Raw genomic sequence first — 22,678 nt, 5'->3', positions numbered from 1 at the left:
TCTTCCTTTCGCGGGGGATCAATGATGAAGTGGGAGGTCGATCGTGCGCGCAACGCCGTCGCGGCGGTGATCGGCCGCGCCCTCGAAACGGCCGTCGCGGATCAGGACGCCGTGGAGCCCCGAATCCTCGCCCGACCCAGCGCGCACCGCGACGCCGCGCGCCGCCATCGCCGCGCGCAACGCGGGCGCGAAGCGGCTCTCCTCTCCGGCAAAACCGGGCCCGCGCGCGACGAGATTGGGCAGCGCGAACGCCTGGTCGAGCGGCAGATGCCAGTCGATCGCGCCGATCAGCGCCTTCGACACATAAGCGAGGATCGCATTGCCGCCCGGCGAACCGATCGCGCCCGCAAGGCGGCGGTCGCGGTCGAGGATGATCGTCGGGGTCATCGACGAACGCGGCCGCTTGCCCGGCGCAATGGCATTGGGGCCGCTGGGCACGAAAGAGAAATCGGTCATCTGGTTGTTGAGGAAGAAGCCGTCGACCATGCGGCCCGAACCGAAGAAGCTTTCGACCGTCGTCGTCATCGACACCGCATTGCCGTCGCCGTCGACGATCACGAAATGCGAGGTGCCCGGAACCTCGGCCGTCGCATCGATGCGCATCGCCACTGCCCCCGGCGGATGCCCCGCCTCCGGCACGGGGCCGGCACGGTCGCCGATCAGCGCCGCGCGCGCCGCGACATAGGCGGGATCGAGCAGCCCCTGGACAGGCACGTTCGCAACGTCGCCGACATAGGCGTCGCGATCGGCATACATCAGCCGGCTCGCCTCGGCATATTTCACCCACGCCACCGGGTCGTCGGGGCCGCGCGCGGCGATGTCGGTGCGCTCGACCATCGCCATCAACTGGAGCAGGCCCACCCCGCTCGAGGGCGGCGGCGGCACGCAGAGGACATAGACGCGGTAGTTGCCGCACAGCGCCTGCCGCACGACGGGCCTGTAGGCGGCGAGGTCGGCCTCGGTCATGCTGCCGGCGAGCGTGCCCTCATGCAGCCGCGCGACGATGCGCCGCGCGGTCTCGCCGCGATAGAGGGCGTCCGGACCTTCCACCGCCAGACGATGGACGAACGCCGCATAGGCGGGATTCTTCAGCGTATCGCCGGCGCGGACCTTGCCGCCGTGACCGTCGCTGAAATAGCGCAGGACATCGGGAGCGCCCGCCTGCGGATAGGGACCGTGGACGAAGCGTTCGAGCCGCTTCGTCACCGTGAAGCCTTCGCGCGCGACCCGCTCGGTCTCACCGAACAGATCGGACCAGCCCAGCTTTCCGCGCGCCTTCTGCGCCATCGCGAGCATCGCGACCGCGCCGGGAACGCCGGTGGCGCGGCCGCTGAGCACGGCGGTCTGGAACGGAAGCGGCCTGCCGCCGTCGTCCAGGAACATGTCGGGCGTGGCGCCGGCGGGTGCGACCTCGCGCCCGTCGTAGACGGTGACCGCCTTCGTCGCCGCGTCGTAATGGACCATGAAGGCGCCGCCGCCGAGACCCGAGCTTTGCGGCTCGACGAGCCCCAGCATCGCCTGGACGGCAACGGCCGCATCGATCGCATTGCCGCCGCGCCGCAGCACGTCGAGGCCGGCCTCGACAGCGAGCGGGTGGGCGGCCGCCACGAACGCCTGCCGCGCCGCCTGCTCGCCCGCGGGCGATGCCGCCGATTGCGGCGGCGACGCGGGTGCACAGGCCGCGAGCAGCGCCGCGGCGGCGAGAATCCAGCCGCGGATCATGGCTCGACCGCCAGCGCGCCCGGCCGGCGCGGATCGGCGGCGCCCAGGAACAAGCCCTTGTCGATCATGATCGACTGGGCGCTGCCCATCGTCTCTCCGCTGACGACCGGATGCCCCATCGCCTTCAGCGCGGCGACCGTATCGGGATTGAAATTGGGCTCGACGCGCAGCGTGTTGACCGCGCCCTGATAGATGCGCGGCTGGTGCGTCGCCTCGGCGATGTTCATGCCATGATCGATGACGTTGACGATCAGTTGCACCATCGAGGTGATGATCGTCGAACCGCCCGGCGTACCGGCGACGATCCACGGCTTGCCGTCCTTCATCACGATCGTCGGCATCTGTGTCGACAGCATCCTTTTTCCCGGTTCCATCGCGTTGAGCGGCGCCCGGCCGCCCTTGCGGCGCGCCTGCCAGGCCCGTTCGTGGCTGAAATTGTTCATCTGGTTGTTGAGCAATATGCCCGTTCCCTCGACCATCACGCCGGACCCGAAATCGGAACCGAGCGTATAGGTCATCGACACGGCATTCCCCTGCCCGTCGACGACCGACAGATGGGTGGTCGACGGGCTTTCATATTTCAGCGGATCGCCGGCGGGCAGTTCCTTCATCGGCCGCGCGCGTGCAGGGTCGATCAGCCTGACCCGTTCGGCAGCATATTCCTTCGCGATGAAGCCCCGGACCGGCGCGGTGACGAACGCGGGATCGCCGAGCGCGCGCGTGCGGTCGGCATAACCCAGCTTCATCGCCTCCGCCATCACGTGCAGCGACGCAGCCGAGCCCGCCCCCATCGCCTTCAGGTCGAAATGTTCGAGCTGGTTCAGGATGTTGAGCAGTGCGGGGCCGCCCGCGCTCGCCGGCGGGGCGGTATAGATGGTGTAACCGCGATAGCTGCCGACCAACGGGTCCCGTTCGATCGGCCGATAGGACGCAAGATCCTCTGCGCCGATCAGGCCGCCATGCGCCGCCATATCGGCGGCAATGCGCCGGGCGACCTCCCCCTTGTAGAAGCCGTCGGCGCCGTTCTTCGCAATCTCGCCCAGCGTCCAGGCGAGCGCGGGGCGCTTCATCACCTCGTCCTTCCGATAGAGCGAGCCGTCGGCCTTGTAGAAAGCGGCCTTGCCCGCCTCGCTCTTCGACAGGCGCGGCTTGCCCCATTGGAAGACGAAGGCCTCGTCGGCGGTCAGCCGGACGCCGTCGCGCGCCAGCGCGATGGCGGGCGCGACGAGCTTGTCCCAGGGGAGCTTGCCCCACTTGTGATGGGCGAGATCGAGGCCCGCGACGGTGCCCGGCACCGCGGGCGCCAGATAGCCGTAGTTGGCCGCTGCGCGTTCCTTGCCCTTTTCGTCGACGAACATGTCGGGCGTCGCGGCGCGCGGCGCCACCCCGCGAAAGTCGATCACCCGCACCTGCCCCGACGCGGCGTCATAGACGGTCATGAACCCGTCGCCGCCGATATTGCCCGCCCGCGGCAAGGTGACCGCGAGCGCGAAGCCCATCGCGATCGCCGCATCGACGGCATTGCCGCCGTCGCGCAAGATCTGCGCGCCGACCTCGCTGGCGATCGCATTCTGGCTGACCGCCATGCCGCGCGTGCCGACGACGGGCGAATGAACCGACGGATATTCGAGCAGGTGCCGCGTCTGCGCCGCGAGCGGCGCGGGGAACGCGAGCGCCAGCGCGAGAGCAGCGCCGATCGAGCGGCGAAAGGGCATGGTGGGCCTCATTCGTCGTCGGCGGAAAGATATTCGCGCACGTCCATTTCCTTTTCCCAGCGTGCGACGGCGGTCGCGATCGACAGGTCGGAGGTGACGTTGGGAATGGTGCGGATCATGTCGAGGATGCGGTCGAAGGGCAGGACGAAGCCGACGACGATCGCGGTCTGCTCCGGCGTGATGCCGATCGCATGAAGCACCGCGGCGAGCACGAAAAGCGACCCCGAGGGCACCGGCGCGACCCCCATCGCGACGATCGTCGTCGTGCCGGCGATGACGAGATAATCGGCGAGGCTCAGATCGACGCCGAATGCCTGCGCGGCGAAAAGCGTCAGCATCGCGACATACATGGCGGCGCCGTCCATGCCGATGGTGGCGCCGAGCGGCAGCACGGTCGAGGCAACCGGGGGCGATACGCCCAGGTTGCGTTCGGCAACGCGAATTGCGACGGGCAGCGTCGCGCTGCTCGACGAGGTCGAGAAACCGACCATGATCGCATCGGCGATGCCGCGAAAGAAAGGCAGAGGCGGCAGCCAGGCGAGCAGCCGCACGACGATGCCGCCATGGATGACCAGCGTCACGATCGCCGATCCCACGACAACGCAGAGGCCGAGCTTGAGCACCGCGAGGAAGCTCGCCGGGCCCGTCGTGCCCATCACCACCGCGATCAGCGCGAAAACGCCGAAGGGCGCGGTTTCCATGACGAAGCCGACGATGCGCAGCATCACCTCCGCACCGCCCGCGAGCAGGTTGCGCACCGGTTCGGCCTCCTTGCCCGCGGCGATGACCCCCGCACCGACGAGGACGGCGAAGAAGATCACCGACAGCGTGGAGCCGTTCGCCATCGCGCCGATCGGGTTGTCGGGCACGATCTCCATGAACATGCGCGCCGTGTCCTGCGGCTCGGCGACGGCGCGCGGAACCGCGCCGGCGAAACTCGCCCCCGCCCCCGGCGCGATCAGCGTCGCGACGATGAGGCCGGTCATCACCGCAAGCGCGGTGGTGAAAACATACATGCCGAGCGTTTTTACCCCGATGCTGCCGAGGCGCTTGGGATCGGCGAGCGCAGCGACGCCCGAGGCGATGGTCAGGAAGACGAGCGGAATGACCAGCATGCGGATCAACCGCACGAAAAGTTCGCCGATCCACGCGATCGAGGTCGCGTCCTCACCCCAGACGAACCCGAGGATTGCGCCGAGGACGAGCGCACCCAAGATGCGTTTCCACAGCGCAACGCCGAACCACCAGCCGCAGGCGCGGCGCAGCACCCCGGGCGATGCCTCCGTCGGTCGGGGGGCCGGCTGCGAAGTTTCCGTCATCTGTTCCATCCTTTGCGGCCCGCTCCCTTCATGGTCGTGCCGAGCGACCTCTTGTCATACCCTGTTACAAGTTCCCACCGTTCCCGCCCCAGTGGATCGGCGGGAACGGTGGGTCGGCGTCCTTATCCGGCCGCTCTGTCCTCGATTCGCACCGCCACCGCTCAGCCCCCTTCGACGATGGCGGCGACGCGTTCGGCCGAACCCGCCGCATAGGTCCAGCCAAGCGCCCCATGTCCCGTGTTGGCGATCACGCCCGGCGCAATCAGCCGGGTGATCGGAAGCGAATCGGGGGTCATCGGACGAAGGCCTGCCCAGCTCGATTCGATCTGGTCATAATCCGCGGCTGCGGGCAGCGCGGCCCGCGCGCTCCGTACCAGCGCAGCGAGGCGCGCGGGGTCGACCGCCGCGTCGCGGCGGCCGAGATCGGCAAGGCCGGCGATCCGCATCCTGTCTCCGAGCCGCGCGAAAACGACGCGATTGGCCGAATCGGTGATGCTGACGCGCGGTGCCCCATCGCCCGGCTGCGCCGTGATCGAATACCCCTTCATCGGCATGACCGGCAGGCGGACACCGACGCTGCGCGCGAGGCCCACCGACGCCATGCCGGCGCACAGGACGATATGGTCGGCCTCGATCCGCTGGCCGCCGGCGATCACCGCCGGGCGGCGCCAGCTCGCGTCGATGCGGTCGATGGCGATGTCATAAAGGCTGGCGAAGCCCCCCCGAGCCGCCAGCGCCGCCTGCGCACCCGTGCAGAAGCGATAGGGATCGCCGACCTCCTCGCCCGCGGTGTGGATCGCCCCGACGATCGAGGCACGGATCGATTCGAGCGCCGGTTCGATCGCGACGGCCTGGTCGGGGTCGAGCACGGTCTGTTCGGCGCCGGCCGCCATCTTGTCGGAGAGAAGGGTTTGCGCTGCCGCGAAACTCTTGGCCGAGCGATAGACGATGATCTTGCCCGGCCGATCGTGCGCGAAATCGATCGCGTGCCGCCGCACCAGCGCGTGCAACGCGCGGCGCGACAGGAAAGCGAGCGCCAGCCCCTCCAGCGTGTTGCGGCGAAAGCGGCCGGCGCTGCCGTTGCGCAGGAACGCGAGATTCCAGCGCAGATAATCGAGGTCTAGGCGCGGAGAAAAGCGGAAAGCCGGATCGCGCGACAGCAGCAGCCAGGGGAATTGCGCGATGGTCGAGGGACTCGCGAGCGCGTCGGTATAGGCATAGCTGAGCTGTGCGCCATTGGCGAAGGACGTCCCGCGACCCGGCCCTTCGGCGCGGTCGATCAGGGTGACCCGGTGACCGCGGTCGGCGAGCGTCAGCGCCGTGGCCATGCCGACGACCCCGGCGCCGATCACGATCAGGTCCCGCGGTGCCGTTGCCGACGCCTCGCCCAGACGAAATTCTGCGCGCATCTAGTTGATTCCATCCCCCATGCCGGCGTGCCCATGAAGCGGAGCCGCTTGTTCGAGGGGGATGATTGTCGAACCGGTGCCGGCCGCAAAGCGGCAACCTTTGCGGCTGGTATAGCCCGAAGCTATGAACCGGTGTCGCGGACGGCTTCCAGGACGTCGCTGAAGGTGCGGAGGAACTGGCGGACGACCTTCGACGGCTGACGATCCTCCAGCGTCACCCAGGAAATGGTGAATTCGAGCGGCGGGTCGGTCCGGAACCAGTTGAAGTCGGGCGATTGCGACGCGCGCGCGGTGAATTCGTCGACCACGGTCACGCCGCCTTCGAGCTGGGCGAGGCGCGCTGCGATGAAGAAGGTCTGCACCGACACGGCCTCGCGATAGGCGATGCCGCGCTCCAGCGCGGCACGGGTCAGCACGTCGCCGATCGGTCCCGTCGCGGCGACGCCGATCAGGTCGCGGTCCGCCAGCTGGTCGAGCGGCAGGCGGTCCTCGACGTCGCCGAAAGCCTGCGCCGGCGCGAAGGCGACAAGCTCCCCGTGCGCCAGTACGGCGCTCGTCAGCCGCGGATGCGGGGGCGGAGTATAGGCGATCGCCAGATCGGTCTCGCGCTCGATCAGCGAGCGGACGAGATCGTCGTGATGGTGGGTATGCACTTCGAAGGTGACGCGCGGCCAATCGCGCCGGAACTGCGCCATCGCCTGCGGGATGACGTCGAGCGCGAGGCTGGGCACGATGCCCAGGCGGATATGGCCGCCCCCCACCTGCGCCAGATTGCGCGCGGTCTGCTGCAGCGAGGCCAGCCGGTCGAAGATATCGCCGGCTTCGCGAATCAGCGCATGCGCTTCGTCGGTCGGGATCAGGCGGCCGCGCGCGAGCTGGAACAATTGAAAGCCCAGATTGTCCTCGGCATGGCGCAAGGTCTTGGAAACCGAGGGCTGCGACACGCCCAGCACGCGTGCCGCGGCGCTGATCGATCCATGGGTATAGACCGCATGGAAGACTTCAATCTGACGAAACCGCATGCCCCCTCTGTAGCCCTGCAACAGCACGGGACCAACGGCTTTCGCGGTCATGGTCGTTTGGCGACGGCTTCGACCTCGACCAGCGCATCGGGCGCGAGCAGCGCCGAAACCACCGTCGACCGGGCCGGATAGGGGTCCCCGAACACGCGCACATAGGCCGCATTGAACGCCGCGCCATGGCGGGCGTCGGTCAGCCAGGCGGTGACTTTCACAACGTCGCGCGGCGTGCATCCCTCGCTCGCCAGAACGCGGACGAGATTGGCCAGCGCACGCTCGGCCTGTGCCTCGATGCCGCCCGGCACGATCTCGCCGTCATCGCCGCGGGCAAGCTGGCCCGAGGTGAAGACGAGGGAATCAGCGCAGCGCGACGCCGAAAGGGGGGGAGCCGTCATCATTCTCTCCAATCATGCCCGCCCCCGATGAGGCGGGCGAACGGGTTCGCGGCGCCGCCGGGGAGGCGGACGCCGCGAACCGCCGCGTCAGAAGACGAAGCCCAGCGAGACCGTGCCGGCGTGATCCTGGACATTCGCGCCAAGCTGACCCGAATAGCCGAGGCTGAAGCGCATCTTGTCCGTAAGACGCCACATCAGATCGACGTCCAGAACCGCGGCGTCCCGCGCGATCGCGGCCCCCGCCACGCGGAACGGCGCCGCGGTGCCGCCGGCAAAGCGCAGGTTCGACACCGGGGCGATGGTCCCGAAACCATGCTGCCACGCGGCCGAGGCGCGCACCGCCAGCGGACCGGTCGCCGAGGTTTCAGCGCGCAGCCCGAGGGTCGACAGCGTGAAGCCGTCCTTGGCGCGATCGGCGGCAAGGGCGAGCGGCCCGGCGCCCGTTTCGGTGAACGCCTTGGTCCGCGCCTCGACATGGGCGATTCCCGCAAAGGGTTCGACACTGCCGCCGCCGAGCGCCAGCGGCAGGCCGACATCGGCGAAGCCGTGCAGCACGCTGCCGCCATAGCTGGCCGTATGATTGCCCGAGAGACCGCCGAACGCCGGAGCGCGCTCGCTATCCACATCGACGTCCGAATAGCCGGCGCCGACGCTGAGCCGCAGCCCGGCCAGCCGCGCGCCGCCATAGGCCATGACGTGCAGCGATTTCGCACGGGCGCTGCTCGCCCGGGCCGCGCCGGTGACGTCGTTGCTGCCATAGCCGATGGCCAGGCCGCCCCGCGCATCCGCGTCGCCGACGTCGATCCCGCCGATGATGCCGTTGGTCTGGCGCTCGATGCGCGCGGCATTCGGGCGGTCGCGATTGTCGCCGCGGCTGGTGAAGCCCTGGAGCCACATGCCCAACCCGTCGGGCGCGGTGCCGAGCCGCTGCATCACGGCGGCGCGCGGCCGGCGCAGATCCTCGACCATCGCGGTGCGGACCGAAGCGTGGATCTCCCCCGATGCGAGGTCGAAGGCGCTGCGCGCACCGGCGCCGTCGAGATAGAGCACCGCGTCGTACAGCGCGCTGCCGAGGCCCGCCGACTGGATCGCCGAAGCGACCGAGCGCTGGTTGGCGGTCGCCGCGACGTCGGTGAAATCGACGTCGTTGCGCGTCAGGTTCAGCGTCACCGCATTGGCCGAATAGCCCAGCGTCGGCGTCAGGAAGGCGAGGTTCGTCGTCACCCCCTCGAACCCGTTGGAGGCGCCGCCGCGAACCACCCCGCCGGCGGCCTCGATCAGCGTGTAATCGCTGGTGATCGCATAATTGCCGGCGCCGGCCAGCACCTCGACCGTGCCGCCGTCGATCACGACCTGCCCCGTGGTGCGCAGCAGGTCGGTGGTGCCGTCGGGATTCACCTCGACCGCGAACACCGATCCCGCCTCGAACGTCGCCGAGCGCGCGGTCAGCAGCCCGATGCTGTTACCCGGCGCCAGCGTGCCGCCGCTGCGGACGATGATGTCGCCGAGCCGCCCGGTACCGCCCAGCAGCCCGCCGGCGGCCGCGATCGCGGTTCCGCCCAGCGCGCCGTTGACGCGCAATTGCCCCGCATCGACGGTCGTGGTTCCGGTGAAGGCCGAGGAATCGGCCGTCAACGTCAGGGTGCCGGAGCCCTGCTGGCGCAGCTGCCCCTGACCGGTGATCGTGCCGCCATAACCGACATCGTCCGACCGGTCGAAGGCCAGCGTGCCGCCGCCGATCAGGACGTTGCCCGGCAGCGTCCCGCTGGTGCCGCCCGCGCCGACCTGCAGCGTGCCCGCCAGGATGCGCGTGCCGCCCGTATAATCGTTCGCGCCGGTCAGGATCAGCGTGCCGAGGTCCTGCTTGGCAAGACTGCCCGCGCCGGTAAGGTTCGATGCGATCGTCGCGCTCGTCGCCGCACCGCCTGCGGTGCCGTCGCCGACGCGCACGTCGACCGCGCCCGCCAGCGTCAGCGGGTCGCCTTCGACGCGATAGCCGTCGGTCGCGAACTGGATGCCGGTCGCCGACACCGCGCCCGCGGCATCGTCGATCGTGACCGTCCCGGCCGCGCCATCGAACACGGCGAAGCGTCCGCCCCAGGCTTCGCTCGAAGCGCCGTCGGAGTCGGTCCAGTTGCTGCCGCTTCCGGCGCTCCACACGCCGTCGCCGCCCGCGATCGTGCCGTCGCCCGCGGTCTTCGTCCCGTTCCAGAACTGAATGGAAGAGAGGCCGCTTCCGTCGTCGACGACCAGATTGACCTGGCCGGTGATCGAGGTCTGGACCGTCCCCGTGATGCCGGCGCCCAGCGGATCGACGTCGAGCCCGTTGTCGGTCAGCGCGCCGCCATAGGCGAAGATCCGATAGAGACCGGCGCCAAAGCCGGTATCCGGCGTCACGGCCAGCGTGCCGTCGAGCGTCAGGTCGCCGAGCACCTCGAACAGGGTCGGGGCGCTTTCGCTTCCCAGTGTCGCCGCGACGGTCGAACCCGCGCCGAGTTCAAGCGACTGCAGCGTCAGCGTCTGGCCGGACAGGCCGGCGAGCGTGCCGTCGACGACCGCATTCCCCGCCAGCAGGCCGGCACCGCCCAGCGATGCGCCGGCTTCGACAAGGACGTCGCTCGTCAGATTGCCGTCGACCGTCAGGCCGCCGCCGCGCACGGTGATACCGCCGCCAAGCGCGCCGGTGCCGCCATAGGTCAGCGTCCCGGTGCCGGTCTTGACGAGCGAGCCGTCACCCGACAGCGCGCCGGTATAGCTGGTGCTGAGCCCCGTTCCGCCGAGGGTGAGCGCGGCGCCGTTGATATTGGTGGCGCCAACGCCCGACAAACCGCCGATCTCCTGATCGAAGCCGGCGATGATGTCGAGGGTACCGGCGCTTTCGAGGACGACCTCGGAATTCGCCGACATCGCGTTCGATGCGCCGCCGCGGAACGTGCCGTTCCTGACGATGGTGTCGCCGCTGTAGGTCGTGCCCGGAGCGCGCAGCGTCAGGCCGCCGACGGCACCGGGCGAATCGACGATCAGCTGGCCGGTACCGGTAATCGGCGCGGTGGTGAAGGCCACCACCTGATTCGTGCGGTTGATGATCAGCCGGCCGTTGTTGGTGACCTGGCCGCTGACGCTGCCCGTCGTCCCGCCATTGCCCCAGCGCAGCGTGGCGCCCGCGTCGATCGTGCTGCCCTCGGCGGTGGCGACGAAGGATGCGGTCACGGTCCAGTCGCCCGACTGGAAATAATATCCCTCGAAATTCGTCATGCTGGGCAGAATGGCCGAGCCGCTGCCTGTCAGATAGACGCGGTCGGGTCCCGATCCGGTGGCCGAAGCCCCACGAATTTGCCCCGTCACCGTCGCGCCGGTGTCGATATAGAGGTTGTTCGACCCGCCGAGGAAATTGACGGCATAATTGGTGCCGCTGCCGGTGAAGGCGGTGGTGCTGCCCGCTTCGAGCCGCACCGTCGAACCCGCCGCCGCCTGGATGGCATCGCCATTGGTGGCGGTGATCGAGCCGCGATTGACGACTTCGCCCGCGGCCAGATAGACGCCCGACGCACCCTCGATCACCCCGCCGCTTTCGTTGAGCAGCGACAGCGTCGTTCCCGCCGCGGCGTCGATGGCCCGCTCGCTCGCGGTGATCCGTCCCGCATTGACAAGCGTCACCGTGCTCGCCGGTGTCGATGCGACGATGCCGACCGCGGGCGTCGTGCCGGCCGTGTCGAGCGACCCGCCCGCATCGATCCGCAACGTGCCGTCCGCGATCCGCGTGCCACCGGCATGATTGTTCGTGCCGGTCAGGGTCAGCGTGCCCAGGTCCCGTTTCACCAGGCTGCCCGCGCCGGTGAGGTTCGATGCGATCGTCGCGCTCGTCGCCGCACCGGCCGCGGTACCGTCGCCGACGCGCACATCGACCGCGCCGGTCAGCGTCAGCGGGTCGCCCTCGACACGATAGCCGCTGCTGACGAACTGCATACCGGCGGGTGCGATCGCGCCCGCATCATCGTCGATGGTGACCGTTCCGGCCGCACCGGCGAACACCGCGAAGCGGCCGCCCCAGGCTTCGGTCGATACGCCGTCGAGGTCGGTCCAGTTGGTGGCGGGGCCAGCGCTCCACACGCCGTCACCACCCGCGATGGTGCCGTCGCCCGCGGTCTTGGTTCCGTTCCAGAACTGGATATCCGAAACCGTCGAACCGGTGGACACGACCAGATTGACCTGACCAGCGGTCGCGGTCTGCAACGCGCCGCTCGTGCCGCTGCCAAGAGGCCCGACGTCGAGCCCATTGTCGGTCAGCGTGCCGCCATAGGCGAAGATTCGATAGAGGCCGGCGCCGAAATCGGTGGCCGGCGTCACGGCCAGCGTGCCGTCGAGCGTCAGATCGCCCAGCACGTCGAACAGAACCGGCGCGCTCTCACTGCCGAGCGTCGCGGCGACCGTGGCGTTTGTACCAAGGACGAGCGATTGCAGCGTCAGCGTCTGGCCGGAAAGGCCGGCGAGCGTGCCGTCGACAACCGCATTGCCGGCCAGGGTACCGGTGCCGCCGAGCCGACCACCATTCTCGACCAGCAGATCGCCAGTCAGATTGCCTTCGAGGAGCAGGCTACCGCCGCGCACCGTGACGCCGCCGCCGAGCGCGCCGGTGCCGCCATAAGTCAGCGTTCCGGCGCCGACCTTGGTCAGCGACCCGTCGCCGGCGAAGGCGCCGGTATAGCTGGTGCTCGTCCCCTTGCCACCGATCGTCAGCGCGGCGCCGTTGATGTTCGTCGCCCCGACGCCCGACAGACCGCCGATCTCCTGATCGAAGCCCGCGACGATGTCGAGGATACCGGCGCTTTCGAGAACGACCTCGGAATTGGCCGACATCGCATTGGTCGCAACGCCGCTGAAGGTGCCGTTCCTGACGATGGTATCGCCGCTGTAGGTCGTGCCCGGAGCGCGCAGCGTCAAGCCGCCGGCGGCACCGGGCGAATCGATGATCAGCTGGCCGGTGCCGGTAATCGGCGCGGTGGTAAAGCCTACCACCTGATTCGTCCGGTTGACGATCAGCTGGCCATTGTTGGTAACCTGGCCGCTGATGCTGCCCGTCGTCCCGCCATTACCCCAGCGCAGGGTGGCGCCTTCGTCGATCGTGCTGCCTTCGGCGGTGGCGAGGAACGACGCAGTCACGGTCCAATCGCCCGACTGGAAATAATATCCCTCGAAATTGGTCATGCTGGGCAGCACGGCCGAACCCGTGCCGTTCAGATAGACGCGATCGGGTCCCGAACCCGCTGCCGACGCGCCGCGAATCTGGCCGGTCACGGTCGCATCGGTGTCGAGATAGAGCGTGTTCGACCCGCCGAGGAAATTGACGGCATAATTGGTACCACTGCCGGTGAAGGCGGTCGTGCTGCCCGCTTCGAGCCGCACCGTCGAGCCGGCCGCCGCCTGGATGGCATCGCCAGTCGTCGCGGTGATCGAACCGCGGTTGATGACCTCGCCCGCATCCAGATAGACGCCCGACGCGCCCTCGATCACTCCGCCGCTTTCGTTGAGCAGCGACAGCGTCGTGCCCGTCGCGGCGTCGATGGCCCGATCGCTCGCGGTGATCCGCCCCGCATTGACGAGCGTCAGGGCGCTCGCCGGCGTCGATGCGGCGATGCCGACCGCGGGCGTCGCTCCGGTCGTGGCGAGCGATCCGCCGGCGTCGATCCGCAGCGTGCCGCCCGCGATCCGCGTGCCGCCGGCATGGTCGTTCGCGCCCGCGAGGATCAGCGTGCCGAGGTCCTGCTTGACCAAGCTGCCGCTGCCGGTGATGTTGGATGCGATCGTCGCGGAGGTTGTTGCGCCAGCCGCCGTGCCGTCACCGACACGTACATCGGCCGCGCCCGCCAGCGTCAGCGGGTCGCCCTCGATACGATAGCCATCGCTGACGAACTGGAGGCCCGAGGTCGAAATCGCACCTGCGTCGTCGTCGACCGTGACCGTTCCGGCCGGACCGGTGAATACCGCGAAGCGGCCGCCCCAGGTTTCAGTCGTTGCGCCGTCGAGGTCGGTCCAGTTGGTCCGTCCGTCAACGCTCCACACGCCGTCGCCGCCCGCGATCGTGCCGTCGCCCGCCACCTTCGTTCCATTCCAGAACTGGATGTCCGAAAGCGTCGAACCGGTGGACACGACCAGATTGACCTGCCCCGCGGTCGCGGTCTGCAACGCGCCGGTCGCCCCGCCGCTGAGCGCCCCGACGTCGAGCCCGTTGTCGGTCAGCGTCCCGCCATAGGAGAAGATTCGGTAGAGGCCGGCCCCGAAATCAGTCGCCGGCGTTACGGTCAGCGCGCCGTCGAGCGTCAGATCGCCCAGCACGTCGAACAGCACCGGCGCACTCTCGCTGCCGAGCGTCGCCGAGACGGTCGAACCGGCGCCAAGTTGGAGCGACTGCAAGGTCAGCGTCTGGCCGGACAGGCCGGCGAGCGTGCCGTTGACGACCGCATTGCCGGCGAGCGAGCCGGTGCCGCCGAGCTGGCCGCCATTCTCGACCAGCAGGTCGCTGGTCAGCGTGCCATCAAGGAGCAAACCGCCGCCGCGTACCGTGACGCCGCCGCCGAGCGCGCCGGTGCCGTCATAGGTGAACGTCCCGGCGCCGACCTTGGTCAGCGACCCGTCGCCGGCGAAGGCGCCGGTATAGCTGGTGCTCGTTCCCTTGCCGCCGAGGGTGAGCGCAGCGCCGTTGATATTGGTCGCGCCGGCGCCCGACAGACCGCCGATCTCCTGATCGAAGCCCGTGACGATGTCGAGAATGCCGGCGCTTTCGAGAACAACCTCGGAACTCGCCGACATCGCATTGGTCGCAACGCCGCTGAACGTGCCATTCTTGACGATGGTGTCGCCGCTGTAGCTCGTCCCCGGCGCGCGCAGCGTCAGGCCGCCGGCGGCACCGGGCGAATCGACGATCAACTGGCCGGTGCCGGTGATCGACGCGGTGGTGAAGCCGACCACCTGGTTCGTGCGGTTGACGATCAGTCGGCCATTGTTGACGATATTGCCACTGATGCTGCCGGTCGCGCCGCCATTGCCCCAGCGCAGCGTCGCGCCCTCCGCGATGGTGCTGCCTTCGGCCGCGGCGGTGATCGAGCTGGTCACCGTCCAGTCGCCGGAATCAATATAATAGCCGTTGAAACCCGAGATCGGCCCCAGCGTCTGGGTGCCGGTGCCGGTCAGATAGACACGATTGGCGCCCACACCGCCGGTTGCAGCCCGGATCGTGCCGTTCACCGTCGCGCCGGTGTCGATATAGATGCTGTTGCCGCCGCCGGTGAAGTTCACGGCATAGCTGTTTCCCGTCGTCGCCGAACTCGCCGACGTGACGCTCCCCGCCTCGAGCCGCACGATCGAGTCCTGCACGGCATTGATCGCGTCCGCGGTCGAGGTCCCGGTCATGGTGGACGCAATCGTGCCGCGGTTGATCAGCTCGCCCGTGGTGAAATATACGGGCCGCGCGCCCGTGATCGAACCGCCGGCTTCGTTGGTCAGATTGAGGTTGATCGTGGAAGCCGGCCCGATCGTGCTGGTCAGCGTCGTGGTCGAAGTCGATTCGATCCGTCCGCGATTGACGATGGTGGCCGTGCCGGTTCCGGTCGTGGGCACACCGATCACCCGCCCGGCGGTGGTGATGCTGCCGGTCTCCGTGACCGTCAGCGTCTGTCCGGCGCCCAGGCTGACCTGCGCCGTCGTCGCATCGTCGATCGTGATGTCCTGCGCGGCCGCCGCAGTGGGCAGCACCCCACCGAAGACCGACGCGCACAGCAGCGCCCGTAGCGAGATGTTTGCGTGACGCTTCATCCTGATTACCCCTTGATATTCCGTCGTGACGCCGTTCCGGCGATGGTCGTGGCTGCGGTCGTGGTTGCGCCTATGCGGCGCGGGCGCCGGGCCCGCGCAGGACCTTGCCGGGCCGCGCCGGGGTCCGCTTGCGGGCCAGCATCGTCGGCGTGCCGTTCACGATCACATGTTCGATGCCCACCGGCAGCTGGATCGGATTCTCGAACGTGGCGACGTCGTCGATGCGCGCGTAGTCGAAGATGGTGACGTCGGCCCAGTTCCCCGGCTTGATCATGCCGCGCCCAGCAAGACGAAGATTGGCCGCGGGCACCGAGGTCATCTTGGCGATGGCCTGTTCGAGCGTCAGCACCTTCCGGCGGCGGACATATTCGGCAACGATTCGCGGGAAACACCCATAAGACCGCGGATGCGGATAGCCCTTGTCGCTTCCCGGTCCATAGCGGACCCCGGCATCGCTGCCGATGCCGATCCACGGAAACTTCAGCGCCGTTTCAATGTCCTTCTCGCTCATCATGAAATAGAAGGCGCTGGCGCGCTGCTTTTCCGCCAGCACGATGTCCCATGCCGCATCGGCCGGGTCCTTGCCCAAGGCCGCCGCGATGTCGGTGATCTTCATGCCGCGGAAGCGATCATATTCCTCGCTGAACGGCACGCCGAGCACCACCCGGTCCCATCCGCCGGCGTTGTAGACGAAGTTGGTCCAGTCCTTCTGGTTGCCCTTGGCGACCTCGGCCTTCAGCCGGGCGCGGATCGCCGGGTCGCGAAGCTGTTCCTTCGCGTGCGCCATCCCATCCTTGAACATCCAGTTGGGAACGGTCGTGCGCAGTCCGGTTCCCGCCGCTTCATAGGGATACATGTCGGCGAAGACGTTGAGGCCTCCCGCGCGCGCGCGGTCGATCTTGCGCCCCATCTCGCCGATCAGCTTGCCCCAGCCCGGCGCGAAGGCGGCCTTCAGATGATAGATATGAACGTCGGTTCCGGCGGCCTGCCCGATCCCGATCGCCTCGTCGATCGCGTCGAGGACGAACTCGCCCTCGTCGCGCATGTGGGTCGCATAGGTCCCCTTGTAACGGCCGACGGGACGCGCCAGTTCGATCAGCTCTTCCGTCGTCATGAAGCTGGCGGGCGGATAGATGAGTGCCGTCGACATGCCGAGCGCGCCGGCGCGCATCGCCTCGTCGACCAGATCGGCCATCTCCGCGATCTGCGCCTTGCTCGGCCGCGCGGCGGACGATCCCGCCACGGCCCGCCGCGCCTGCGACGCGCTGTAATAGGTGCCGAAATTGACCGCCATGCCATTGGCGTCGAGGTCGGCCAGATAGGCCGAGACCTGGTCGGCGGGAACCGGCGTTCCCATCTCGCCCGCGATCAGGGTGGTCAGGCCCATGCGGACCTTGCTGCCGCCCGACCCGCGATTGCGCACCGCGCGGCCGGACTGATCCATCGTGTCGATCCAGCCCGGCGAAACGACCAGCCCGCGCGCGTCGATCTCCTGCTTGCCGCGCCGGCCGACCGCGCCGACCTCGACGAACCGGCCGCCCGATATCGCGACGTCGGCCTCGAATCCCGGCGCGCCGCTGCCGTCGACGACGCGGCCGCCCCGAATGACGAGGTCATAGGGCCCGGTCGCCGCCGCCCCCTCGCCGCCGTCCGCGGCCAGGGCCGCATGGCTGGCAAGCAGCGCCCCCGCCCCGCCCGCGCCGAGCAGCCCCAGCAAGGCGCGGCGATCGAGCGGCACCACCGGATCGCGCGTTTCATTTTCCTTGGCCATCTTCTCACCTCCCCGCCGGCCGGACGTCAGTTGGCCAACGCCGCGATCGCCTTCGCGTCGGCGAACCGCTGCGACGAGGTCTCGCTTCCCAGCACGACGATGATGCGGTTGCTGCCCCTCTTCGACGTCGCCAGGATGATGCTCTGCCCCGACGACGGGGTGCCCGTGGTCGCGACGCCGCCGACGTCCGGCCCAAGCAGGCGGTTGCCGTTGTTCCACGACTTGCTGCGGGTCGTGCCGTCGGTGCCGATGATCGTCGCGCTATAGCTCTTGGCGCCGACGATCTCGCGCAGGATCGGGTCCGCCATCACCGCGATCCCCAGACGCGCAAGGTCGTGGGCGGTGCTGGCGCGTCCGTTCTCCCCGGCGTCGATATAGGCGGAACGAAAGACGCTGTCCTTCATGCCCAGCTTGCGCGCGGCGCGGTTCATCTCGGCGATGAACGACCGGCTGTGCGCCGGAACCTTTTCCAGCTGGCGAAAGTTCGATTCGGCGAAGCGATTGTTGAACGTCCGCGACAGCGCGAGCGCGGTGTCGCTCGCCGCCCCGACCAGCGTCGCATAGAGCGCGTCGCGCACGGTCATGCGCTCGCCGCCCAAAGCGCCCGACTTGGTCACCTGGATCTTCGTCATATAGGCCTGGATCTCGATTGTCTGGTCGAGCAGCTTCGGGTCCTCCGCCGCGAGCCGCGCCACCAGAAGCGCCGTCATCAGCTTGGGGAAACCGCCGATCTTGAGCCGTTCCTCTGCATTGTGCTGGGCGATGACCTTGCCGCTCGGATTGTCGACCATGATCCAGGACGGCGCCGAAATGCCCGCCGCATCCTGTTCGGTCGCATCGTCGGCCTGCGCCATCGCGGGGGTCGCGCAAACAGCGATCAGCCCGGCCGCCAGCGCTGTATAGAGCCCTTTGAACCTACGCATGAAAATCTCCTCTGGGTAATGGGGCAGAGCGGCCGGCGGCGCTCAGAAGGACTTCGACAGCTGGGCGTAGAAGTGACGGCCGATCGAGTTGTGAAGCGAGCCGAGGTAGCCGAAGTCGGCGGCCGCCAGCGGCGGCGCCTTGTTGGCGATATTGTTGACGCCGAACCGGACGCTCGTCCCCTTCATCGCCCCGTGCTTGAAATCATAACCGACATAGGCGTTGACCGTGGTCCACGAGTCGACCTGCCACAGGGTGAGGTCGGCGAGCCGCGCACCCGTCTGTTCGACCGAGCTGATGTAGCGCGCCGACATGCCGGCGACGACGGGCCCGTTGCGCCAGGTCAGGCTTCCGGTCACCCGCCACCGCGGACGGCCGTTCTGGCGGAGAAGGTCGCCCGTCCCGGGAACGAGGAACTGCGAATCGATCTCTCCCGATGCCTGCGCGTCGAGCAGTTCCTGCGCCATGGCCGACGGTTCCTGCTGATATTTGAGCAGGTGGGCCGCGTTCAGCCGGACCGAAATATTGCCGATCGGCGTTCCCCGGACATCGTATCGCGCCGTGATGTCGAGCCCTTCGATCGTTTCGGGCTGAAGGTTCATGAACCGGTCGAAGACCTCGATGATCGTGCCGGCCGGCTCGAGCCCCGTTCCGGCGAAGGTGACGAGTTGCTCGGGCGTCACCTCGTCGCGGATCACGGCGGGGTTCGAACTTCCGCGCAGGCGCAGAAGATAATCGAGCGCGATATGATTGCCGGCGCCGAACAGGCCGATCGCGTTGATCTGATGGACGCGCCAGTAATCGAGCATCAGCGTCAGCCGTCCCCAGCCGCTCGGCAGCTTGGGCTGGAAAACGACGCCGTAGGAAAAGGTTTCGGCATCCTCGGCCAGCAGGTCGGCATTGGCGCGATAGTTGGTCAGCGTGGTCGCGCGGGCGCAGACGCCGAAATCGGGGATGCGGCCGGCGCGCTTGTCGGCCTCGCAGCGATAATAATCCTGATAGCCGCTGCTCGCCTGCGAGTCGGCGTTCGACACCTGCGCCAGGTCGGGCGCGCGGAAGCTCTGCGACCACGACCCGCGCACGAGCAGGCGGGGCGCGATTTCCCACGACGCCGCCACCTTGGGCTTCGCGATCCAGCCGAAGTCCGAATAGCGCTCGACCCGGCCGGCCAGCTGCACGTCGATCGCGCGGATCAGCGGCATGCCCATCTCGGGCGATACCAACGGGATCGCCAGTTCGGCGTAGGCCGAAATGACGTTGCGGTTCGCCGCGGTGTTGGGAAGCGGCTGCGACCCCATGATGTCGCTGTCCGAATTGCCGTCGGTGCGACCGAACATGTCCTCGAACTTGATCGTGCCGTTGATCCGGTCGCCGCGGTCGTCAGCATAGGTTTCGCGCCGCCATTCGGTCCCCAGCGCGATACCGACGTCGCCGGCCGGCAACTGGAACAGGTCGGGGGTCGACAGCCGGGCATCCCACGACGCCAGCGACGATTTCGAAGCACGCGTGTTGCTGACCAGGAAACTGGTCAGGTCTTCCGAAGGCAGGGCGTCGGGGCCCGACGGATCGGTGGCGCTCGATCCGTTGAACGGGTTGTAGGCATCGGGCGTGGTGCGGGCCAGCGCCTGCTGGAACAGCGTCTTGCTGATCTCGGCGTGGCTGATGTCCTTCTTGTGCGCCTCGGAATAGACGAAGCCCGATTCCCAGTCGAACCGGCCGAACCGGCCGCGCAGACCCGCGACGACGCGATAATTTTCATCCTTCACCGTATAGGGCCGCGGGCCGACGTCCACGGGCGTGTAGGTCCGCAGATAGACGTCGAGCCCTTCCGCCGGCACCGTCGCGAGCGTCAGGCCGGGCAGGCGGTTCGGATTGGGGCTGCCGTCGGGCATGGTGAGCGGGCCGAACGGATTCCAGTAATTGCTCGCCGGAATCCGGATCATCGAGGTCGATGTGGTGCCGACCCGGTTGCGCTGCCCCTGATAGTCGGCGCGATAATAGTTGAACTCGGCAAAGCCCTCGAGATTCTCCGAGAATTCATGTTCGAGCGTGCTGTACAGATTGTAACGCTCGCGTCCGCCGAGCAGCCAGCGCTGGTCGTTTTCGTTCCAGTAGAGGTTGCGGTCGGTCGTGGCCGACTGCAACCCGGTCTTCAGGCAGTTGCCGCCGGCGATGACGCTCGACCCCGAACAGCCGTTCTGCACCGGAACGATGTGGAACTGGCCGCTGCTGTTGGTCAGCGCCGTCGTGCCCTGGCGCACGGTGCGCGGGTTGACCAGGACGAGCCACGCCCAGGGGTTGGTGTTCGATCGCAGGTCGAAGTTGGTATCGCCCTCGAACGGCGTTCCCTCGACGCGCGGCCGCTGGTCCGAACTGGCCGAATAGTCGCGCTCGTCGGCGCGCATCGGGCTCGCCTTGTAATAGCTGCCGAACAGCGTCAGGTTCGTCCGCCCGTCGTTGAAGCTCCGCCCCCATTTGAAGGAAGAGCTGAGGCGATAATGGTCGGTATCCTCCGAAAAGCCGTAGCGCGCCGTCAGCTTCAGCCCCTCGTACCGCTTGTCGAGCACGATGTTGACCACCCCGGCGACCGCATCGGCGCCATAGATGGCGGCGGCGCCGTCGCGCAGGATCTCGACGCGGCGGATGGCGGAGACGGGAATCTCGTTGATGTTCGCGGTCTGCACGCGCACCAGATTCTCGACCTGGGTGCCGGGATGCTTGACCATGCGGCGGCCGTTGAGCAGCACCAGCGTGTTGCCCGTGCCCAGGCTGCGGATGTTGATCGACGCGACGTCCCCGCGCGAATCGGTCAGATTGCCCGACATCCGGCTTTCATTGAAACCGACGTCGCCCGCCTGCGCGACCTCGCGGAACAGGTCGTCGCCAGTATCGGCGCCGGTCGCCGCAACCTCGTCTTCGTCCATGTTCGTGACCGGCAGCAGCCCGGTCGGGTTGGCGCCCTGGATATGCGATCCGGTGACGACGATGTCGCCCGGATTCTCACGTGGCGATGCGGGGGCCTGAACATCCTCCGCTGTGGCCGGGGCATCAGAAGAAGAACTCGCTTGCGCGAAAGCCGGAGAGGGCAGAAGCAACGCAATTGCCGTGCCCGCCATCAAATATCCGACAGAATTTTTCATCCCCCTCTACCCCTTTTTTATTTATATGTGAATTTTCATTACGTCGCACGATGTCAGCCCCTCAAGACGAACTGAGGGATTTGATTTATCGGCGAGATTTTATCTGATCTTGTCTTGCGTATTCGCAGATCAAGCTATCAGACGAAGGAAGGTGCTCAACCCAAATCGGTTCGACAGGGTATGCCTTCAGGTTATGCCCTGCCTTCGCAGCGCGGCAGCGGCGGAAAAGGCATTACGTGCCGGCCGCAATTGCTCCATACCCTTTCAAAAGGCGAGGGGATGGCGTCCTATTTGCGGTAGCGGGCCGTAAAACCGGTCTGGAAGGCGGCGAAGCGTCCGGCCGCGATCGCGTCGCGCATCGCCTGCATCAGCGCCTGATAGAAATGCAGATTGTGCTGTGTCATCAGCATCGCGCCGAGCATCTCGCCCGCGCGGACGAGGTGGTGGAGATAGGCGCGCGACCAGGTCGTGCAGACCGGACAGCCGCACGATGTATCGAGCGGTCCCAGGTCCTCCGCATGCTTCGCGTTGCGGATATTGACCGGTCCGTCCCAGGTGAAGGCCTGCCCGTTGCGGCCCGATCGCGTCGGCAGCACGCAGTCGAACATATCGACGCCACGCGCGACCGCGCCGACCAGATCGTCGGGCTTGCCGACCCCCATCAGATAGCGCGGCCGGTCGGCGGGAAGCTGGGCGGGCGCGAAGTCGAGCACGCCGAACATCGCCGCCTGCCCCTCGCCCACCGCAAGGCCGCCGATCGCATAGCCGTCGAAGCCGATGTCGATCAGCGCCTCGGCCGAACGCTTGCGCAGCCTTTCGTCGAGCGAGCCCTGCTGGATGCCGAACAGTGCGGCGCGTGCGGCGTGCGCCTCGCCTGCGTCGAAGCCCGCGCGGCTGCGCGCCGCCCAGCGCATCGAGCGCTCCATGCTCGCCTCGGCGCGTTTCGCGTCGACCCCGGCGGGCGGGCATTCGTCGAACGCCATGACGATATCGCTGCCGAGCAGCCGCTGGATCTCCATCGAGCGTTCGGGGGTCAGCAGGTGGCGCGATCCGTCGAGATGGCTCTTGAAGGCGACGCCCTCCTCGCTCTGCTTCGTCAGCGCCGACAGGCTCATCACCTGATAGCCGCCGCTGTCGGTCAGGATCGGCCGTTCCCAGTCCATGAAATCGTGCAGCCCGCCGAGCCGCGCCATGCGCTCGGCCCCCGGGCGCAGCATCAGGTGATAGGTGTTGCCGAGGATGATGTCGGCGCCGCTCGCGCGCACCTCCGCGGGGCGCATCGCCTTCACCGTCGCCGCGGTGCCGACCGGCATGAAGGCAGGGGTGCGGATCTCGCCGCGCGCCATGCGGATCACGCCCGTCCGCGCGGGGCCGTCGGTCGCGGCGACGGTGAAGGCGAATCTGTCGGTCATCGCGCGCGCCTATGGCGGGGGCGCCGCCGAAAGTCGAGGGCGGCGG

At 68.1% G+C, this 22,678-nt stretch carries 11 protein-coding genes; all 11 read right to left on the bottom strand.

Annotation, left to right across the window (positions count from 1 at the left end; translation table 11 throughout):
• Positions 1–18 precede the first annotated feature (18 nt).
• The 11 genes from SGRAN_RS04965 to tgt all read right to left on the bottom strand — a co-directional run bounded on the left by SGRAN_RS04965 (position 19) and on the right by tgt (position 22,632).
• Entirely contained in the window at positions 19–1,722 is a 1,704-nt protein-coding gene (locus tag SGRAN_RS04965) for a gamma-glutamyltransferase family protein (RefSeq protein WP_067181168.1), read from the bottom strand.
• On the bottom strand, positions 1,719–3,437 hold the full coding sequence (gene ggt / locus SGRAN_RS04960) for a gamma-glutamyltransferase (protein ID WP_067181165.1): 1,719 nt from the start codon (positions 3,435–3,437) through the stop codon (positions 1,719–1,721). The genes SGRAN_RS04965 and ggt overlap by 4 nt, the downstream gene beginning before the upstream one ends.
• 8 nt (positions 3,438–3,445) lie before the next feature.
• Positions 3,446–4,756, bottom strand: coding sequence for a dicarboxylate/amino acid:cation symporter (locus tag SGRAN_RS04955; RefSeq protein ID WP_082737073.1), 1,311 nt, complete (start codon positions 4,754–4,756; stop codon positions 3,446–3,448).
• Positions 4,757–4,917: 161 nt separating this feature from the next.
• Entirely contained in the window at positions 4,918–6,165 is a 1,248-nt protein-coding gene (locus tag SGRAN_RS04950; RefSeq protein ID WP_067181162.1) for an FAD-dependent oxidoreductase, read from the bottom strand.
• Between the two features lie 122 nt (positions 6,166–6,287).
• Complete coding sequence (locus tag SGRAN_RS04945; RefSeq protein WP_172709613.1) at positions 6,288–7,187, bottom strand: LysR family transcriptional regulator; 900 nt, start codon at positions 7,185–7,187, stop codon at positions 6,288–6,290.
• Between the two features lie 47 nt (positions 7,188–7,234).
• Positions 7,235–7,579 (bottom strand): RidA family protein, encoded by a 345-nt coding sequence (locus tag SGRAN_RS04940; protein ID WP_082737418.1) that lies wholly within the window; start codon positions 7,577–7,579, stop codon positions 7,235–7,237.
• 87 nt (positions 7,580–7,666) lie between these two features.
• Positions 7,667–15,388 (bottom strand): autotransporter-associated beta strand repeat-containing protein, encoded by a 7,722-nt coding sequence (locus SGRAN_RS04935; protein WP_067181153.1) that lies wholly within the window; start codon positions 15,386–15,388, stop codon positions 7,667–7,669.
• 70 nt (positions 15,389–15,458) lie between these two features.
• Positions 15,459–17,159: an N-acyl-D-amino-acid deacylase family protein gene (locus tag SGRAN_RS04930; protein ID WP_082737072.1), complete on the bottom strand. Its 1,701-nt coding sequence runs from the start codon at positions 17,157–17,159 to the stop codon at positions 15,459–15,461.
• A 26-nt stretch (positions 17,160–17,185) separates the two neighbouring features.
• Positions 17,186–18,082, bottom strand: a complete 897-nt coding sequence (locus tag SGRAN_RS04925) for a D-alanyl-D-alanine carboxypeptidase family protein (protein WP_067181151.1) — start codon at positions 18,080–18,082, stop codon at positions 17,186–17,188.
• A 42-nt stretch (positions 18,083–18,124) separates the two neighbouring features.
• A complete protein-coding gene (locus tag SGRAN_RS04920) occupies positions 18,125–21,220 on the bottom strand; it encodes a TonB-dependent receptor domain-containing protein (protein WP_067181148.1) in 3,096 nt (1,031 codons plus the stop codon).
• A 287-nt stretch (positions 21,221–21,507) separates the two neighbouring features.
• The gene (gene tgt, locus SGRAN_RS04915; RefSeq protein WP_067181145.1) at positions 21,508–22,632 is read right to left on the bottom strand and encodes a tRNA guanosine(34) transglycosylase Tgt; all 1,125 of its coding nucleotides are present in this window, start codon (positions 22,630–22,632) and stop codon (positions 21,508–21,510) included.
• Positions 22,633–22,678: the final 46 nt, after the last annotated feature.

This window comes from Sphingopyxis granuli (assembly GCF_001559015.1).
In the GTDB taxonomy this organism is placed as follows: domain Bacteria; phylum Pseudomonadota; class Alphaproteobacteria; order Sphingomonadales; family Sphingomonadaceae; genus Sphingopyxis; species Sphingopyxis granuli.
This window is presented reverse-complemented; position numbering and strand designations above follow the sequence as displayed.

What these genes read in the sequence shown, in the direction of transcription:
- SGRAN_RS04945 (WP_172709613.1), bottom strand. Translation starts at nt 7,187, where the DNA reads ATGCGGTTTCGTCAGATTGAAGTCTTCCATGCGGTCTATACCCATGGA.
- ggt (WP_067181165.1), bottom strand. Translation starts at nt 3,437, where the DNA reads ATGCCCTTTCGCCGCTCGATCGGCGCTGCTCTCGCGCTGGCGCTCGCG.
- SGRAN_RS04955 (WP_082737073.1), bottom strand. Translation starts at nt 4,756, where the DNA reads ATGACGGAAACTTCGCAGCCGGCCCCCCGACCGACGGAGGCATCGCCC.
- tgt (WP_067181145.1), bottom strand. Translation starts at nt 22,632, where the DNA reads ATGACCGACAGATTCGCCTTCACCGTCGCCGCGACCGACGGCCCCGCG.
- SGRAN_RS04940 (WP_082737418.1), bottom strand. Translation starts at nt 7,579, where the DNA reads ATGACGGCTCCCCCCCTTTCGGCGTCGCGCTGCGCTGATTCCCTCGTC.
- SGRAN_RS04930 (WP_082737072.1), bottom strand. Translation starts at nt 17,159, where the DNA reads ATGGCCAAGGAAAATGAAACGCGCGATCCGGTGGTGCCGCTCGATCGC.
- SGRAN_RS04920 (WP_067181148.1), bottom strand. Translation starts at nt 21,220, where the DNA reads ATGAAAAATTCTGTCGGATATTTGATGGCGGGCACGGCAATTGCGTTG.
- SGRAN_RS04935 (WP_067181153.1), bottom strand. Translation starts at nt 15,388, where the DNA reads ATGAAGCGTCACGCAAACATCTCGCTACGGGCGCTGCTGTGCGCGTCG.
- SGRAN_RS04965 (WP_067181168.1), bottom strand. Translation starts at nt 1,722, where the DNA reads ATGATCCGCGGCTGGATTCTCGCCGCCGCGGCGCTGCTCGCGGCCTGT.
- SGRAN_RS04950 (WP_067181162.1), bottom strand. Translation starts at nt 6,165, where the DNA reads ATGCGCGCAGAATTTCGTCTGGGCGAGGCGTCGGCAACGGCACCGCGG.
- SGRAN_RS04925 (WP_067181151.1), bottom strand. Translation starts at nt 18,082, where the DNA reads ATGCGTAGGTTCAAAGGGCTCTATACAGCGCTGGCGGCCGGGCTGATC.